The following is an 18272-nucleotide window of genomic DNA, read 5'->3' on the forward strand; positions in this document are numbered from 1 at the left end:
TGTCCACCTTTATTAGGGAAATATTATATTTCTTTTAAAATTTCTAAAATTAATAATCTTTGCAAGCCCAGTTTACTAGGGGATTCCTTATCTAAGCAGAAGGAATTATTTTTTTAATATAAGAAAAAAGGAGGTAATAGAAAAGCCTGACAAGCTTTTCTATTACCCCTAACCTAAATTAATAGATAGATAGTACAAATTCAGCAAAGTCTTACAGCCTATTAGACTTCGATAAAGAACGACCCTTTTTTTGAGCAGCTTGATCTGTTCTGTAAATAAAAGCAAAGATTTCTGCTACAGCTTGATACAATTCTTCTGGAATTTGTTCATTTATTTCGAGCTTTCCAAGTAGCTCTACTAATGATGGATCCTCTTGAATCGGAATATGATGTTCCTTTGCTTGTTCAAGGATACTCTCTGCAACTAAACCCTTCCCCTTCGCAGCAATTCTCGGGGCATCTTTTCCATATTTATCATATGTTAAGGCAACCGCTTCTTTTCGCAGGTTCTTTTCCTGTTTATTCATATTCGAAAATCAACCCCATTAAAGTTACTAGGTCGCATATAGGATGAGACAGTCGTCATTTGATCGTTGTTCACCTTGTTATCTACTGGCTTTTCAAAAGTTATGGAAGAAAGCTGATAATTTATTTTTGCTAATCTTTCCTTTAAATTGAATAAAAATGGCTCTGCCAACAAACGCAGATCATTTTTCTCATTTATAATCGAAATATTCATTACTCGGTTTTGAACCTGCAGATCAACGATTGTTTCATTTATATAATTGAGATTTAAATAAAAAAGAACACGGCAAAAATTAGGATCAATTGTCCCTTTTTCTGTTTTCCTCCCACTCCATTGCATAGTTAAGTCTGATTTCATCTCCCAGAATGATAGTGGAATCTGTAAAACATATTGCTGGATTGGACCAATATCCTGTGACAATACTTGCAGCCCTGTAATTTTGTGCAGTAGCTTCTCCGCTGCCTCTCTCATAGCTGAAGGCTGTTCCTCGCTTAATAGCTGCATCAGGAGCGGTTTAAGTGTTTCAATTTTCTGTTCGACTCCCACTTCTTGATTCTTTATACTATTCAAGGCATCGTGTTCATACGAAAAACCCATTGATCTTATTAAATGTTTCATTTGATCTTTCACCACATCTGGATTTTCCCACTGCATACCAGTTAATTGAACCTCTGCTTTTATTCTAGTTAGCAAAGCCTGCTCCTCTTTTGAAAATCCTACAGCTACTTTCACCGTATCCATTGAAAAAATCTTTGCTATTTGTGAAAATGCTTGCTCTGATTGATTCAAAAACGAAAGTACCTGTTTCATAATGGCAGAATTTTGAGTATCACTTAAATTTGAATCAGATAAGATCAAGTTAACTATAGGTTTAGTTATTAATTGAATCGTTTTTTCGCTTAATGGGACCGCTAGATTATTCTCTCTAATTCCAGAAAGAATTTGTTGAATCTCATTTGCTACTTTGGATCCCATTGAAGCAGAACTGTTCTTTAGATGGAATTGGAGCTTTGCTAAGGATAGTATAACTTCTTCTCGTTTACCTGCCCCGTTCTTATCAATTATCTCAGATAATATACTTGCAATAGAGGGACTACTTAACTGCGCGGCTTTAGTTCCTTCTGCATTAATCCATTTTTCTACAATTTTGCTCATCATTTCTTCTTCATTTGCATCAGTAGATAGAAATCCAAGATTCTGAAGTAGACTAAAGGCTGTTTTAGCTTGAACAGGATCCGCTGATCCAAGCCATTCCTTTACAATTTTAGTCATTGCAGTTGTGTTAAATTTTTCTCTTTCCGTTACTGTCATCTCGGATAAAAGGTTTTCTAGTCTATTAGCTGTTTCGGTCGAATGACTTCTCAGTAACTCCGCTTTAAGATTATCCATCAGTACTGAGACAGATTCATTCTTCATAACTGAGGACATTGAAAGAAATACATCTTTCGTAAATGGGAGCTGCTTAGAAAGCAGCAAATGAATACTTTGCAGACCTTCTTGAAATGAAGGGCTGCTCTTCAGCCATTCTGCCGCGTTATGCATGACCTCTTTCGTAATTGGAAGCTGTTCTTTTAAGAAAAATTGGAGCAAGGAAACATGTTCTTTCGTAGCAGGCAAATTTAACTGTTTTAAAAGATTCTCAACCAAAGGCTGTTTTCCCTTTCCATTCGGTTGTTCCAATACTTTAAGACGAACCTGCCCTTCACTAGATTGAACTTGAAAAAGGTGGCGGTCATTAACAGATAAGCCAACTTCTAATTGAGCAATAACCTTTTGTGAGCCGATCTGTACTTCAGCAATCTGATTAGGAAAAAGTTTCAATACTTTACCGCTAAAAATTTGTCCCGGTCTAAAGGATAACCCTTTGCTCGAGTTAGTCATTACTTTTTCTTGCCTTATCATATCCTGGACAATATTCACTGCTCTCATGAGCTTCACCTTCTTCTCCACTTATTTATTGGATTATGCGAGCAAAAGATGCGTTGTCAGGCTTACACTGATACATAATTCTTAATAGGAGCAAAGCTTTTACGGTGGTGGGGTGTAATCCCTAATCTTTCAATCGCGGATAAATGCCCTTTTGTCCCATACCCCATATGCTGCGAAAAACCATATCCCGGATATTCTGCTTCCATTTCTATCATTAAGCGGTCTCGCGTTACTTTTGCAATAATTGAAGCTGCTGCAATGGATATACTCTTCCCATCCCCTTTAATGATGGATTCCTGAGGATAAGGTGTTTGGAGCTTAACAGCATCCACAAGAAGAAAATCAGGTGACACATTTAATCCAGCTATTGCTATATTCATCGCTTTTTTTGTTGCTTCAAAAATATTTATTCGATCAATTTCATCTACCTCAATCATTCCAACACTGACACTAAGTGCCTCCGCTTGAATAATCTCAAAATACTCATTCCGTTTTTGTTCAGATAGTTTTTTTGAATCATCTAGGCCAGGCAAATAAAAGTCAGAAGGTAAAATAACCGCTGCTGCTACGACAGGACCGGCAAGAGGACCTCTTCCTACTTCATCAATGCCAGCAATATGCTGGTAACCTTCAACTTGATATTTTTTTTCATATATAGTCATTTGAAGATGCTTTTCGTATGACTCTTTTTCCTTTTCTTTCCCTGCTCTCCACTTTTTCAATAACTGCTGGACACCTTTACGTTCATCTCTAGCAATTAATTGAATAAATGGACTGTCTAATTCAACCTCTGTCTGCAGTTTTTCTTTGATTTCATGAATAGTAAGTTTGTCCATTATGATTCCCCTTCAATTTCCATACTCTATGTATCGGCTTTTTGACAAAAAAATGAAGGCCTTCTATTAAACGAAGGCCCCGTAAGAGTTTGATTATATATTTTTTATTCGTTACTTATTGTTTCACTTAATTCATCAGGAAGTTCTAAAGTGATCGGTCCTAATTTCTCTGATCGAAATTCTCTGATCACCAATTCTGTTACCTTATCATAATCTATTTCTCCCCCACCCATGAGGCAGCCTCGAAACTTCCCTATTTCATCAAATAACTCCACGATATCTTCAGGAATCACTTCAAGCTTATATCGCTCTTTCATTCGAACAGGATATCTTCTTTCAAGAAAACGAAGTGCATAAACGGCAATATCCTGCAAATTTAGAATGGTATCCTTAATTGCCCCTGTAAGTGCAAGTTTTAAGCCGACCTCTTGATCCTCAAATTTCGGCCATAGAATTCCCGGTGTATCCAGCAGTTCCATTTCTTTACCAACCTTAATCCATTGCTGCGCCTTCGTTACACCTGGTGTATTTCCCGTCTTAGCAATATTCTTTTTGGCCAGTCTGTTAATTAAAGTTGACTTCCCTGCATTCGGAATTCCTACAATCATCGCTCGAATCGCTCTAGGCTTCACACCCTTCGCTCTCATCCGATCAAATTTCTCCTGTAAAATTTCCTGTGATGCAGCTACAATCTCCTTCATTCCCTGTCCTGCTTGTGAATTAATGGCTAAGGCTTTAATTCCTTTGTCTTGAAAATACTTAATCCACTGTTTTGTAGCCTCTTTATCTGCCATATCTGCTTTATTTAGAAGAACTAATCTTGGTTTATGCTGTATGATCTCATCTATCATTGGATTGCGAGAAGAATATGGGATTCTTGCATCGACAAGCTCAAAGATAATATCAACAAGCTTAAGTTTTTCTGTTACCTGTCTTCGGGCTTTGGCCATATGACCTGGGAACCATTGAATAGTCATGACTGCCACCTCCATTCTAGAAGTTTAAGGCTATTTTTGCAAACATTGTTGGTTTTAACACGAATTCGTAGAAGTTGATTTCCGCTCCAGGTCGCTCGCTTTCCGCGGGGTGGGCGGTGAGCCTCCTCGGAGCACAAGCTCCTGTGGGGTCTCACCTGTCCCACTCCTCCCGCAGGAGTCTCGCACCTTCCGCTACAATCAACTAACCTTATTTGTCAACGGTTTTCACTTAATCCTTTCAAAAATCAACAATCTTTTAGAAAAGAGCCAAATTTATAAATCCGATACTTTACGCTTTGAGAATGATTGCACTTATAGAGGTGAAGGGCGAGAGGTTGGATTTGAAGCAATCGGGGAATATTCGATTGCTTCTTTGATTGATGACATTATTTTACGAGTCTTATATCTTCTATCGGCCAATAAATAATACCCGTATTCCCTAATACTTTCTCCATTGGCACAGATCCGATGTGTCGGCTATCCTTGCTGTAACGGCGGTTATCCCCCATAACAAAAAGATGACCTTCTGGCACTGTTTCAGAACCTATTTTTTCCTCAAGAGTAAATGGTTCTGTCAGCGGACCATCGATAACCTGACTTTTATATTCATCAAGGTAAGGCTCTTCGTATGCCTTGCCATTCACATATAGGATATCGTCTTTATATTCAATATGATCTCCTGGAAGGCCAATGACTCTTTTTATGTAGTCTTTATTTTCTGGCGCATGAAAAACAATAATATCAAATCGTTCTGGCTTTCCAATTTTGTATCCAAACTTGTTAACAATCATTCTGTCTTGATCATGCAAGGTTGGCATCATGGATAAACCATCAACCACAATCGGCGCAAATAAAAAGTATCGAATAACTGCTGCTAATAGAATAGCAATGACTAATGCCTTTACCCATTCCCATAGTTCATTTTTCTTCTTTGCCATCATTTCCCCACCAATCTTCTGTAAAATAAATTCAGTTATTAAACCTGATGCATTAAAAGTCAATATTCCCCACATCAATAACTTTGAAAACACAAAAGTTTTACTTCTCCACTCTATTGTACAAAAATCTCTATCATAAAACATAATCGGAACTTTATTTATTTATTATTTAACAATAATGTAATATTATGTTGACGCTAAATAAAACTTAGTGGGTAAAGGTTGATTTCCGCTCCAAGATGCTCCAATCAACCGACCTTTTTTGTCAACAAAATTCATTATATTATTTATTCATTTTCAACACTCTTTTAGAAAAAAGTTTCAAAAAACTACCACTTCTTTATCAAGAAAAAGGAGCTTGATGAACAAGCTCCTTTTCGCTTTTCTTATTATCGAATTTCTTTGATACGAGCTTTTTTACCACGTAGGTTACGTAGGTAGTAAAGTTTCGCACGGCGTACTTTACCGCGACGAAGTACTTCAAGCTTCGCAATCTTTGGTGTGTGTACAGGGAATGTACGCTCTACGCCTACACCGTAAGAAATCTTACGAACTGTGAAAGTTTCGCTAATTCCACCACCACGACGCTTAATCACAACTCCTTCATACACCTGAATACGCTCACGTGTTCCCTCAACAATACTAACGTGTACACGTACAGTATCACCAGGACGGAAAGCAGGAAGGTCCGTACGAAGTTGTTCTTTTGTGATTTCTTCAATTAATTTATGCATCGTTTTCAACTCCTTCCAACAGATGCTCATGCATATCTTTTTCTAACAATTGCAGCGGAACATCTTAATAAGACAAAAACTAAAATAACTTCAGCCTAAGTCACAAAGAGTATTTTATCATAACCGACGTACAAGTTCAATGCTATTTACTCTCTTTTTTTATTTCTTCCAGCCACTTTTTCTGTTCAGTAGATAATTTGATATGCTCAAGCAAATCTGGTCTGCGAAGTACAGTCCTTCTTAATGATTCTTTCGTTCTCCATTCATCAATTAAACGGTGATTACCTGAGATAAGAACATCGGGTACTTTCATCCCTCTGAAATCTGCCGGGCGAGTATAATGAGGATGTTCTAGCAAGCCTGTACTAAAAGAGTCACTAAGATGGGATTCTTCCTTTCCAAGCACACCTGGCAGTAGACGGACTACACTATCAATCACAACCATTGCACCTAATTCTCCACCAGTTAAAACAAAATCACCAATGGAAATTTCATCTGTTACAACATGCTCACGAATTCTCTCATCATATCCTTCATAATGACCACAAATAAACAGCAGATGATCTAATTTAGCAAGCTCTTCAGCCTTTTTTTGGGTATACCTTTCTCCTTGAGGACAAAGTAAAATCACACGAGGTGATGATGATCCTTTTTCGCGCAAGTCTGCTACTGCATCAAAAATCGGTTGGGGCTTTAACACCATACCTGCCCCACCACCATATGGGTAATCATCTACGGTTTGATGCTTATTATCGGCATACTCCCTAAAATTAACAACATTGTATTCAACTGACTTCTGTTCTGCTGCCCTTTTTAAAATGGAATGACCAAAGACCCCAGTAAACATTTCTGGAAAAAGGGTAAGAACATCAATTTTCATCATGACAAGAGTCCCTCAATCGGATCAATAATAATATTCTTTTCCTTCACGTCTACCTTTTTCACTACATCTTCAATATAAGGTATTAATATATCTTTTCCGCCTTTTCCTTTAATTACCCATACATCGTTCGCCCCCGGAGAAAGGATTTCACGGATTTTCCCGATCTCTTCTCCATTCATTGTTGCTACTGTACAGCCAATAATTTCATGATAATAAAATTCATTATCCTCAAGCTTCCCAAGTTGAGTCTCTGATATCTTTAAAATGCCACCCTTCATTTTTTCAATATCATTGATATCCTCGTACCCTTCAAAAATTAGCAGATCAAAGGACTTATGAGTACGGTGGGATTTGATTGTAAGTTCGATTGGCGTATTTGTATTAGGCATAAACAAAAACAATTTATTTCCAGGCTTATAGCGTTCATCTGCAAAGTCCGTTTTCGAAACAACTCTTGCTTCACCTTTAATTCCATGGGTGTTCACAATCGTTCCAACATTAAACCATTTTTCCATTTTTCTTTTCACCTCTAACGAATTTCATCAACGATCCCATCTTTTATAATGATCGTTTTCTCACTTTGTATATCTTCCCAGCGATCACCTTCACTTACTTCGATTATCGCCTTCACTTCTTTTTCTTTTAATTCGCTTCCCAATGGTAGTATATGTAATTGTTCAATTTGAAAATCAAGCAGCTTTGCTTTTTCTTGACGCATTTGGATTTCTTTCTCAAAGTGCCTCTTTAAACTGCCTTGTTGAAATTTTTTCGTTTTTTCTAGCCTTTTTAATTCGAATTGAAGTTGGTCACACTCTTTTTCTAGCTGCTGCTTCTTTATCGAATAGCCCTCAAGTAGCACTAATTTGCTTTTCTCAGTAAGAACTCGCTTCACCACGACAGATTGAAGTATCTTCATCAAAAACGCCTCCCAAAGGCTATAATCGTGTTTAGTTCTAAAAACATTTTATAATTGGAAAAAAAGGAGGGTATAAACCCTCCTTTTTCTTCTATCCTTATTCACTAATCTCTACGAAGATTTTCTTTTGCTGGGATGATCCAGCTGCATAGACAACCGTTCGTATTGCTTTTGCAACGCGCCCTTGCTTCCCAATTACTTTCCCCATGTCAGTCTTGTTGACAGAAAGCTGATAGGTTACGCGATTTTCTTCTTCAAGAACATTTACCTGAACCTCTTCCGGAAAATCAACAAGGGGCTTCACAATCGTCTCGATAAGTTCTTTCATATTACTATAAATTACTTACCGTTTTTTGCGTTATGGAATTTCTCCATAATGCCTTGTTTAGAGAAAAGGTTACGAACTGTATCTGATGGCTTCGCACCAGTTTGAAGCCATTTAAGAGCTAGCTCTTCATTGATTTCAACGATTGCTGGTTGTGCAACCGGGTTGTAAGTTCCTACTGTTTCAATGAAACGTCCATCACGTGGTGAACGAGAATCAGCTACTACGATACGATAGAAAGGAGATTTATTAGCTCCCATACGTTTTAAACGAATTTTTACTGCCATTATTAAAGCACCTCCGAATAGTTTCACACAAGATAGTATATTATCAGATTCCTGATTGGTTTGTAAAGGTTTTTTTCTTTACAGTACAAAAAAATTTCTTTTTTTATCTAAAAAGGATTAAATGGTAGCTTAAATCCACCTTTTTTCTTCCCTTTTGGCGATGTTCCTGTCATTTGTTTCATCATTTTTTTCATGTCTTCAAATTGCTTAAGCAATCGATTTACTTCAGGAACCGTTGTACCGCTTCCCTTTGCAATACGCTTGCGACGGCTGGCATTAATCGTTTCAGGATGAGTCTTCTCATCCTTCGTCATTGATTTAATGATCGCTTCAACATTTGTAATCTGCTTTTCATCCACTTGAAGATTGTTTAAGCCTTTTATTTTGTTTGCCCCTGGCATCATTTTTAGTAGCTCATCAAGAGGGCCCATACTGCGGACCTGCGTTAATTGCTCCAAAAAGTCATCAAAGGTAAGAGAAGCTGTCCGCATTTTCTGCTGGATCTCTTTTGCCTTCTCTTCATCCACATTTGCTTGGGCCTTTTCAATTAGAGTGAGGACATCTCCCATCCCCAAAATCCGAGAAGCCATACGTTCTGGATGAAAGGATTCGAGTGCATCTAATTTTTCACCTAGACCGACAAATTTAATTGGTGTATTCGTTACAGAACGAATCGATAAAGCTGCTCCCCCACGGGTATCACCATCAAGCTTCGTAAGCACAACACCTGTTAAACCAAGCAATTCATTGAAGCTTTGCGCAACATTAACTGCATCTTGACCAGTCATTGCATCAACAACAAGGAAAATTTCATCTGGTTTCGAGAGCTCTTTAATTTCCTTAAGCTCTTCCATCAACGCTTCATCTACATGCAATCGACCTGCCGTATCGATGAGGACGTAGTCATTATGATCTTCTTTTGCCTTTGCAATTGCCTGTTTAGCAATTTCAACAGGGCTTACTTGATCGCCCAGTGAAAAAACAGGCATACTCAATTGTTTGCCAAGAGTTTCTAGCTGTTTAATTGCAGCAGGACGATAAATATCGGCTGCAACTAGCATTGGGTTACGATTATATTTCTTGCGCAGCAAATTAGCCAATTTTCCTGTTGTCGTTGTTTTACCTGCCCCTTGTAAGCCAACCATCATGATAACAGTTGGGGGACGATTAGAGACGGCAATTTTACTTTGCTCACCGCCCATTAATTCAGTAAGCTCTTCTTTAACAATCTTAATGACCTGTTGTCCTGGTGTTAAGCTTTTTAACACTTCTGACCCAACAGCACGTTCACTCACCTTTTTGACGAACTCTTTAACAACCTTAAAGTTAACGTCAGCTGCTAATAGGGCAAGACGAACTTCACGCATCATTTCTTTTACATCCGCTTCATTTACTTTCCCCTTGCCGCGGATCTTCTGAATTGTACCCTGCAGTCGGTCGGCTAATCCTTCAAATGCCATCTTGCCGCCTCCTATTCTAATTTCTCAAGCTCAGCTACTGCATCAATAATTGCTTTACTATTAGGATAATCCTCTTTAAGCATTTCCTTCATGCTAACAATGAGCTTGCTTCGCTCTTGAAACTTTTGAAATAATAACAGTTTGTCTTCATACTCTTCAAGCATTGTTTCCGTACGTTTGATATTGTCGTATACTGCTTGCCGACTAACATCATATTCTTCCGCAATCTCTCCAAGTGAAAAATCATCCAGGTAATAAAGGGACATATAGCTTCGCTGCTTAGGAGTCAACAACGATTGATAAAAATCATAAAGAAAATTCATTCTCGTTGTCTTTTCTAACATCCCTGTTCCCCCTTGTTAAGTGAAAAGCCTTTACATTACCAATTCTACCGAGAACAAACAAACATGTCAAGAAATTATCTTTACAAAAGGTTGTTTCATAAACATTGTTTTTAATCAGTACGTAGTTGGGAGAGGTTGATTTCCGCTCCAGGTGCTCGCTTTCCGCGGGGTGGGCGGTGAGTCTCCTCGGAGCATCCGCTCCTGTGGGATCTCACCTGTCCCACTCCTCCCGCAGGAGTCTCGCACATTCCGCTCCAATCAACCAACTTTTTTTAAACAATTTTCATTCACACCACTTATTCAATAAATACAATCTTTTCGCAAAGAACCTTACAAAAAAGCGCAGGCGACTGGTCAGCTCCGACAAGCATACAAAAGCAGCCGGATATATGTTCCAGCTGCTTTTTGTATGCTTGGGGCTTACTCTGCCTCTTCTTCAACTAAATCTGCAAATAAACCATATACATATTGTTCGGCATTGAATTCTTGTAGGTCATCCATTTTTTCGCCAAGGCCTACAAACTTCACTGGAATTTCCAACTCATTTCGGATCGCCAGTACAATTCCGCCTTTTGCCGTTCCATCGAGCTTTGTTAAGACAATTCCGCTCACATCTGTTGCTTCTTTAAAAGTCTTTGCTTGAATCATTGCGTTTTGTCCTGTTGTTGCATCGAGAACCAACAACACCTCATGTGGTGCTCCTGGTACTTCACGTTCAATCACGCGTTTGACTTTTTCTAGTTCTTTCATTAAGTTCACTTTGTTTTGTAATCGTCCAGCAGTATCGCAAATTAGAATATCTGCTTTTCGGGATTTTGCCGCTTGTACCGCATCAAACATAACAGCAGCAGGATCAGATCCAGCTCCCTGCTTAATTACTTCAACACCGACTCTTTCTCCCCATACCTCAAGCTGTTCAATGGCCCCAGCACGGAATGTATCTCCTGCTGCCAATAAGACCGATTTTCCCTCATTTTTAAATTTATGTGCAAGTTTTCCTATTGTTGTTGTTTTTCCTACACCGTTCACACCAACAAATAAGATGACAGTTAATGTATCCGTTTGAATATTTAGTTCTGAGGATACATCCCCACCTGCTTCATAAATATCAATAAGCTTTTCAGAAATAACACTTTGAACTTCTCTTGGATCCTGAATATTCTTGCGCTTCACTTCCATTTTAAGTTCTTCGACAAGTGTCATCACCGTATCAAACCCGACATCAGCCTGAATGAGAATTTCCTCCAATTCTTCGAAGAAATCTTCATCTACTTTCCGATATCGTGCAACAAGGTCATTTACTTTACCTGAAAAGTTATCACGCGTTTTTGCTAAACCATCTTTAAATTTTTCTGTTACACTTTCTGTTTGCTTCGTTATTTTTTCCTTTAATTTTTTAAAAAAGCTCATAATTTCACTTCCTTTTTATTGTGTAACTAATTCTTTCGTTTCCTCTAACCGGACAGATACTAGTTTAGATACACCTGATTCCTGCATTGTTACCCCATATAAAACGTCAGCTTCTTCCATTGTACCCTTCCGGTGAGTAATAACAATAAATTGCGTTTCAGAACTAAATCTCTTTAAATACTGACTAAAGCGGGATACATTCGCTTCATCTAAAGCCGCTTCCACTTCATCTAATATACAAAATGGGACTGGACGGACTTTTAAAATAGAGAATAATAAAGCAATAGCTGTTAAAGCCCTTTCACCGCCAGATAATAGCCCAAGACTTTGAAGCTTTTTCCCTGGTGGCTGTGCAACAATTTCTACACCGGTATTCAATAAATCCTCAGGATTAGTTAATTTCAAGTCAGCTCTGCCACCACCAAAAAGAGAACGAAAAACAGACTCAAAATGGCTGCGTATCCCTTCAAATGTCTCTTGGAAACGTTTTTTCATTTCAATATCCATTTCATCAATAACCTGAAACAGTGTATCTTTCGCTTCCTGAAGATCATTTTTCTGCTCTAGAAGAAATTCATAACGTTCAGATACTCGATCATATTCTTCAATTGCACCGAGATTGACATTTCCTAACTCCTCAATTGCAAGTTTGATAAGTTTCACTTTCTTCTTCGCTTCATCCACTGGAATCATCAACGGATATTCTTCCTTCGCTGCATCAAATGACAGTAAATACTCTTCTCTTAGATGATTTAAACGATTCTCAAGCTCGACATCCAGTCGATTTAGCTTTACCTCTTCATCCTTCAATGCCTCTGTCATACCTTTATGCTGACGCTTAAGCTCTTTTATTTCTAGATCTAGATCTTCAAGTGCTGTTTGCAGTTTCATCCGCTCTGCTCTTCTTGAAGAGATTAGCTTAATTGTCTCTGTTTTATCCTGAAGCTTTTTGCTTGCAGCCTCTTCAAGCTGCTGTTCACCTGAATGACTATTTGTCATTTCTGAAGACAATAAATTTAGATCTTCTTGAATCACAATCAGTTTTTCTTTATTAACAGCCAATTCAGCAGTAAGTGCATTAAATTTATCTTTCGCATGATTAAATTGTTCATTTTTCGATGCAAAAGTGACTTTCAGCTCGTTTATTTCTGTTGTGAGGATTTCTTTCGATGTTTGCTGCATGTTTTTCCGATCGGTCAGCATATTAATTTCATTATCATAGATCGTAATCTGTTTCTCAAAATCTGCTAGCAAGGAGTGAAGCTCAGCTTTTCTTATCAGCAGTTTTTCCTGATCCTCGGAAAATTGCGATTTATCGAGATCATAAAGTGATAGTCTTTCGTTGAGGCTTTTTTCTTCAAATTCCACTTCACGAAGATCACCCTTCAAATCTTGCTCTTTTAATCTAAGCTCTTCTCCAGTTTTTCTTAGCTTATCAATTTTTTCTTCAAGAATTTGAATGTCGGCTTTAGCCATTTTCACTTGTTTTTCCAAGCTGCTAATTTTTGTCTCCATATCAGAGATTCTAGCCTTTAATTCTTCAATTTCACCTTTTCTGCTTAAAATGGATGTTGCTTTCTGCTTGAGTGCTCCCCCAGTCATTGAACCACCTGGGTTTACAACATCTCCATCAAGAGTAACCAAACGCACACGGTATTGCAGCAGCTTAGCCATTTCATTCGCACCCTGTAAATCTTTAGCGATGACTACATTTCCCAGTAAGTGGCTCATTGATTCACTATATTTAGATTCTGTTTGAATTAATTTTGCTGCAATGCCAATAAATGCCGGATGATGTTGAATCGACTGAACCTGGCTAGCACTTAGGCTTTTCGCCTTTATCACATTAAGTGGAAGGAACGTCGCTCTACCAAATGCATTCTTTTTCAAGAATTGAATTGCATGACGTCCATCTTGCTCTGTTTCAACAATAATGTGCTGCATCGCTCCACCTAATGCCGTTTCGATCGCAGCCTCAAATTCTTTAGGAACTTGGATTAATTCAGCGACAGCCCCTTCAATCCCTTGAAGCTTAGTTCCTCGAGCTTTCAAGACCTCTTTAACGCCTTGAAAAAAGCCTGAAAAATCATCTTGAAGTTCTACTAGCATTTCTTGTCTGGACTTTGTCTTTTGCAAATATTGGTAGGCTTGATAAAGCGTCTTCTCTTGTTTCAAATAATTATCTTTTATCGATTCAAGTTTTCTCTGCTCATCCCTTAATTGCTTTACTTGATTATCTAATTCTTTTTGTACTGTTAAAAGAAGAGATTGAGTAGTTTCTTTCTTCTCAAGAATTCCTTTTCGATTTTCAATAAAACTTTCATTATCTTGTTCTAGTCTTGAAGTCCTTATTCTCAATTGATTTTCTTGCTGTTCCATATTTTGCAATTCATTTTTTGCGGCCGCTTGTTTATTCAATGTTTCAATATAATCACTTTTAAGCGATTCTAGTTTCTGTTCAGTATTTTCACTAAACAGTTTTAACTGATCCTGTTTTTCCTTTAATTCCTTTTGCAATCTGGCAGCAATCAATTCTAATTGCGCTAAATTTACGGATTGATTTTCTTTCTCCGCAGTCAATTCCCGATCTTTTCCAGTATGTTCTACAAGGCTTTTTTGAAGCTGTTCTCTATTCTGTGAAGCATTTTTCTTTCTTTCCTTTAAAACTTCTTTTCTTCCCTCAAGTTTTTCAAGTTCTTCACTAGCATGAAGCAAAACATTTTGTAAATCATTGATCGACTCTTCCATTGCTGCGGCATGGTCGCGTATTTCTACACTCTTAGCTTCCTTGCCCTGTAAGGTGGAAGAGTGCTTTAGTTCATTTTGTTTATGAAGTTCAAGATCTTCTGAAAGCTTTTCCCATTTCGAATGCAAATCTTCAATCTCATAAACAGTTAATGCCACTTCGATCTTTTCCAATTCTTCTTTATGCTCTAAATAGTCCTTCGCAATGGAAGCTTGAATTTTTAATGGCTCTACTTGACTCTCTAATTCGTAAACAATGTCATTAACACGGTTTAAGTTTTCTTGCGTTTCAGCCAATTTGCCTTCAGCTTTCTTTTTCCTTATTTTATATTTAAGTACACCCGCAGCCTCTTCGAAAATGGTTCTCCGATCTTCAGCCTTGCTATTTAGAATTTCTTCCACTCTTCCTTGGCTAATAATCGAAAAAGCTTCCCTGCCTAAGCCAGAATCCATGAACAAATCTACGATGTCTTTTAGCCTGCAAGATTGTTTATTAATTAAAAATTCACTTTCCCCTGATCTATATACACGTCGCGTTACACTGACTTCATTATAATCAATTGGCAAACGTTGATTCTCATTATCTAAAGTAAGCGTCACCTCTGCAAAGTTTAATGCTCTCCGTGAATCGCTCCCAGAAAAAATGATATCTTCCATTTTTACGCCTCGTAGAGACTTAGCGGATTGTTCACCAAGCACCCAGCGAATAGCATCAGTGATGTTACTTTTCCCACTGCCATTTGGGCCAACAACAGCAGTAACACCAGGTACGAAATCAACCATAATTCTCTCAGCAAACGATTTAAATCCAACAACATCTAACCGTTTTAAAAACAAAGCTGCCCCTCCCTAGCCTACAAACATATCTTTTATAATCTATCATTTACTTCTAACTATGGCTTTTTAATACATCAAGAGCCATCTGGGCAGCATGCTGCTCTGCTTCTTTCTTCGAACGTCCTTTTCCAATACCTAATTCCTTGCCGTTCATAGATACCCTTGAAATAAATTCCCGATTATGGGCAGGACCTTTTTCTTCCAGAATTTTATATTCAATTAAACCGGTTCCGTCGCGCTGGATTAATTCTTGAAGCTGGCTTTTAAAATCCATCACATGGGAAAACGCCCCTGAATCAATTTTAGGAAAAACAACCTTTTCTAAAAAGCCAATGACCGTATCCAGTCCCTTGTCCAAATAAAGAGCACCAATAAATGCTTCAAATACATCAGCAAGTAATGCTGGTCTCTCTCTTCCGCCAGTCATTTCCTCCCCTTTGCCTAGAAGAACAAGCTCCCCAAAGGATAAATCATGCGCAAAAGCTACTAAAGAAGGCTCACAAACAACTGCGGCTCTTAATTTCGTTAGTTCTCCTTCACTCATCATCGGATATTTAAGAAATAAAAAATGTGAAACAGTTAATTCTAAGACTGCATCTCCTAGGAACTCTAATCGTTCATTATCTTCATTTGGCTTCCTGCGATGTTCATTAACATAGGAAGAATGTGTGAATGCCTGTTTAAGCAGCTTTTCATTTTGAAATTCAATACCGAGATGATTTTGAAATTTTTTAAATTGCTTATCTATTGAACGAAAATATCTTTTTTCCTTGTCTTTACCATTACTGTTCATATTGTTTCACCCTTGTTAGTTATAAGTTAACGTATACCAATAGGTATTCCCGTTTTCACAGAATAAAGCCCCGTTTTAAACGGAGCTTTTAAGAATACCGTATTTGCTGTCCACAATTACCTGCTAATGTAAGAGCCAGGTAATAATGGACAGAAAATACGAAGATCATCATGTGCAGTAAGGGCTATTTAAACCCTCACTGCTAAAGTTTTGTTTAATATAATCTCATAGATTATTGTTTCGCCTGTATGTAACTTACAGCGTCACCAACTGTTCCAATCTTTTCTGCGTCATCATCAGAGATTTCCATATCAAACTCATCTTCTAATTCCATTACTAACTCTACTACATCAAGGGAATCAGCGCCAAGATCATCTTTGAATGAAGCTTCTAGTTTTACCTCTGATTCTTCAACACCTAGACGGTCTACAATAATCTTAGTTACGCGTTCTAATACTTCTGCCATGCTTATTCACCTCCCCTCAAGACATTATAGAGTATTTTCCGCAATTAATAAATGCTCCATAGTGAATTTTTATTCAACAAGTCTGGATGAAAGGCAATCGGCAGTCGCCGTTTATCTCAAATCTGCCTTTCCAACATCCCTGTCAGTACTTACATGACCATTCCACCATCTACATGTAGCGTCTGCCCAGTCATATAACGACTGTCTTCAGAAGCAAGGAACACAACAACATTAGCAATGTCTGATGGCTCACCAAAACGTGCCAATGGAATTTGCTTTAACATTTGCTCTTTAACTTCCTCATCTAGCTTATCAGTCATATCTGTTGTAATAAAACCAGGTGCAATGGCATTTACAGTAATTCCACGTGACGAAAGTTCCTTAGCTGTTGTTTTTGTCAGTCCAATCACACCTGATTTGGCAGCAACATAGTTTGCTTGACCTGGATTTCCGCTTACACCAACAATGGATGAAATATTAATAATACGTCCACTACGCTGTTTCATCATTTGTCTTGTAACTGCCTTTGTGCAAAGGAAGACACCCTTAAGATTGATGTTAATAACATCATCCCATTCTTCTTCCTTCATTCTCATTAAAAGATTGTCTTTTGTTATTCCAGCATTATTAACTAGAATGTCAAGCTTACCAAAAGTTTCTATTGTTGCTTTCACCATCGCAGCAACAGATTCACTATTGGAAACATCACATTGGACTGCAATAGCATGACCGCCTAATTCTTTAATCTCGGCAACTACTTTATGCGCTCTTTCCTCACTGCCTGAATAGTTAACAACTACATCAGCACCCTGCCTTGCTAGCTCCAGAGCAATTTCTCTGCCAATTCCACGTGAAGCACCAGTAACGATACTTACTTTTCCTTTAAGCTTCATTGAATTTCCTCCTTTAAGGACTCTATAACCTCTAGACATGTTTCTTTGTCAGAAACAGCGTAAATTTTTACGGTTCTATCAATCTTCTTTACTAAACCAGATAGAACTTTGCCTGGACCAATTTCAATAAACGTATCGACGCCTAAAGAAATCATTCTTTGGACAGAATCTTCCCATAGCACTGGGGAATAGAGCTGCTCGATTAGTCTCTCTTTAATTTCATTCGATGAAGACATTTCATTTGCAGAAACATTTGCAATAACTGGAATTCCAGCATCTTTTACAGTGATTTCATTAAGAACCTCTGTAAACTTTTCAGCAGCAGGCTTCATTAGCTCCGAATGGAATGGGCCGCTTACGACTAAAGGTAAGACACGCTTAGCTCCTGCTTCCTTTGCTCTAACTGAAGCGAGCTCAATTCCTTTTTTCGAACCAGAAATGACGATCTGACCAGGACAATTTAAATTTGCTAGCTGCACAGAGCTTCCTTCGCTTGTAACCTCATCAGTGACGGCTTTTAGTTTATCACGATCAAGTCCTAATACAGCAGCCATCGTCCCTTCGCCATTCGGAACGGCTGCCTCCATCAATTCACCTCTTTTTCGAACCGCATAAACGCCGTCCTCGAAAGAAAATGCACCTGCAGCTACAAGAGCTGTATATTCTCCCAGACTATGGCCTGCAACATAATCAGCTTGGATTCCTGATTGTTTAAAGAATTCCAAAATAGCTATGCTTGTCGTTAATAATGCAGGCTGAGCATTTGTCGTTAAGGTTAGTTCCTCCTGTGGACCTTCAAAAATGAGCTTTGAAAGCGGAAGATTAAGCTTTTCATCAGCTTTATCAAAAATTGCCATGACTGATTTATCCGCTTCTGCTAAAGTTTTTCCCATTCCTGCTGTTTGAGATCCTTGCCCTGGAAATATAAATGCAATTTTCCCCATGTCATATCCCCCTTCATATATGAAAAATAA

19 protein-coding genes are annotated in these 18272 nt (G+C 38.1%); all 19 read right to left on the bottom strand.

Features of this window, described 5'->3' with window-relative positions; translation table 11 throughout:
- Positions 1–211 precede the first annotated feature (211 nt).
- Positions 212–526 (bottom strand): EscU/YscU/HrcU family type III secretion system export apparatus switch protein, encoded by a 315-nt coding sequence (locus ACFYKT_RS02385; RefSeq protein ID WP_389214870.1) that lies wholly within the window; start codon positions 524–526, stop codon positions 212–214.
- Positions 523–2454: a hypothetical protein gene (locus ACFYKT_RS02390; RefSeq protein ID WP_389214873.1), complete on the bottom strand. Its 1932-nt coding sequence runs from the start codon at positions 2452–2454 to the stop codon at positions 523–525. The genes ACFYKT_RS02385 and ACFYKT_RS02390 overlap by 4 nt, the downstream gene beginning before the upstream one ends.
- A 62-nt stretch (positions 2455–2516) precedes the next feature.
- Positions 2517–3290 (bottom strand): ribonuclease HII, encoded by a 774-nt coding sequence (locus tag ACFYKT_RS02395; protein WP_389214876.1) that lies wholly within the window; start codon positions 3288–3290, stop codon positions 2517–2519.
- 104 nt (positions 3291–3394) lie between these two features.
- Positions 3395–4267, bottom strand: a complete 873-nt coding sequence (gene ylqF, locus ACFYKT_RS02400; RefSeq protein WP_389214879.1) for a ribosome biogenesis GTPase YlqF — start codon at positions 4265–4267, stop codon at positions 3395–3397.
- Between the two features lie 386 nt (positions 4268–4653).
- On the bottom strand, positions 4654–5205 hold the full coding sequence (gene lepB, locus ACFYKT_RS02405; RefSeq protein WP_389215403.1) for a signal peptidase I: 552 nt from the start codon (positions 5203–5205) through the stop codon (positions 4654–4656).
- A 389-nt stretch (positions 5206–5594) separates the two neighbouring features.
- Positions 5595–5939 (bottom strand): 50S ribosomal protein L19, encoded by a 345-nt coding sequence (gene rplS, locus ACFYKT_RS02410; RefSeq protein ID WP_389215406.1) that lies wholly within the window; start codon positions 5937–5939, stop codon positions 5595–5597.
- Between the two features lie 142 nt (positions 5940–6081).
- Positions 6082–6822 carry a tRNA (guanosine(37)-N1)-methyltransferase TrmD gene (trmD, locus tag ACFYKT_RS02415; RefSeq protein ID WP_389214881.1) on the bottom strand — a complete coding sequence of 247 codons (741 nt, stop codon included), beginning with the start codon at positions 6820–6822 and terminating at the stop codon, positions 6082–6084.
- Entirely contained in the window at positions 6819–7337 is a 519-nt protein-coding gene (gene rimM / locus ACFYKT_RS02420; protein WP_389214884.1) for a ribosome maturation factor RimM, read from the bottom strand. The genes trmD and rimM overlap by 4 nt, the downstream gene beginning before the upstream one ends.
- A gap of 14 nt (positions 7338–7351) precedes the next feature.
- Complete coding sequence (locus ACFYKT_RS02425; RefSeq protein ID WP_389214887.1) at positions 7352–7738, bottom strand: YlqD family protein; 387 nt, start codon at positions 7736–7738, stop codon at positions 7352–7354.
- A gap of 97 nt (positions 7739–7835) precedes the next feature.
- A complete protein-coding gene (locus ACFYKT_RS02430; protein ID WP_389214890.1) occupies positions 7836–8066 on the bottom strand; it encodes a KH domain-containing protein in 231 nt (76 codons plus the stop codon).
- Positions 8067–8077: 11 nt separating this feature from the next.
- Entirely contained in the window at positions 8078–8350 is a 273-nt protein-coding gene (gene rpsP / locus ACFYKT_RS02435) for a 30S ribosomal protein S16 (protein ID WP_053475639.1), read from the bottom strand.
- A 107-nt stretch (positions 8351–8457) separates the two neighbouring features.
- Entirely contained in the window at positions 8458–9810 is a 1353-nt protein-coding gene (gene ffh, locus ACFYKT_RS02440; protein ID WP_389214893.1) for a signal recognition particle protein, read from the bottom strand.
- Between the two features lie 11 nt (positions 9811–9821).
- Positions 9822–10154, bottom strand: coding sequence for a putative DNA-binding protein (locus tag ACFYKT_RS02445; RefSeq protein WP_389214896.1), 333 nt, complete (start codon positions 10152–10154; stop codon positions 9822–9824).
- A gap of 420 nt (positions 10155–10574) precedes the next feature.
- A complete protein-coding gene (ftsY, locus tag ACFYKT_RS02450; protein WP_389214899.1) occupies positions 10575–11564 on the bottom strand; it encodes a signal recognition particle-docking protein FtsY in 990 nt (329 codons plus the stop codon).
- Positions 11565–11579: 15 nt separating this feature from the next.
- Positions 11580–15146 (bottom strand): chromosome segregation protein SMC, encoded by a 3567-nt coding sequence (gene smc, locus ACFYKT_RS02455; protein ID WP_389214902.1) that lies wholly within the window; start codon positions 15144–15146, stop codon positions 11580–11582.
- Between the two features lie 52 nt (positions 15147–15198).
- Positions 15199–15939, bottom strand: coding sequence for a ribonuclease III (rnc, locus tag ACFYKT_RS02460; protein WP_389214904.1), 741 nt, complete (start codon positions 15937–15939; stop codon positions 15199–15201).
- 232 nt (positions 15940–16171) lie between these two features.
- Entirely contained in the window at positions 16172–16405 is a 234-nt protein-coding gene (locus ACFYKT_RS02465; protein WP_389214907.1) for an acyl carrier protein, read from the bottom strand.
- 149 nt (positions 16406–16554) lie between these two features.
- Complete coding sequence (gene fabG, locus ACFYKT_RS02470; protein ID WP_389214910.1) at positions 16555–17298, bottom strand: 3-oxoacyl-[acyl-carrier-protein] reductase; 744 nt, start codon at positions 17296–17298, stop codon at positions 16555–16557.
- Positions 17295–18242 (bottom strand): ACP S-malonyltransferase, encoded by a 948-nt coding sequence (fabD, locus tag ACFYKT_RS02475; protein ID WP_389214913.1) that lies wholly within the window; start codon positions 18240–18242, stop codon positions 17295–17297. The genes fabG and fabD overlap by 4 nt, the downstream gene beginning before the upstream one ends.
- Positions 18243–18272: the final 30 nt, after the last annotated feature.

This window comes from Cytobacillus mangrovibacter (assembly GCF_042865275.1).
Lineage (GTDB): Bacteria > Bacillota > Bacilli > Bacillales > Cytobacillaceae > Cytobacillus > Cytobacillus mangrovibacter.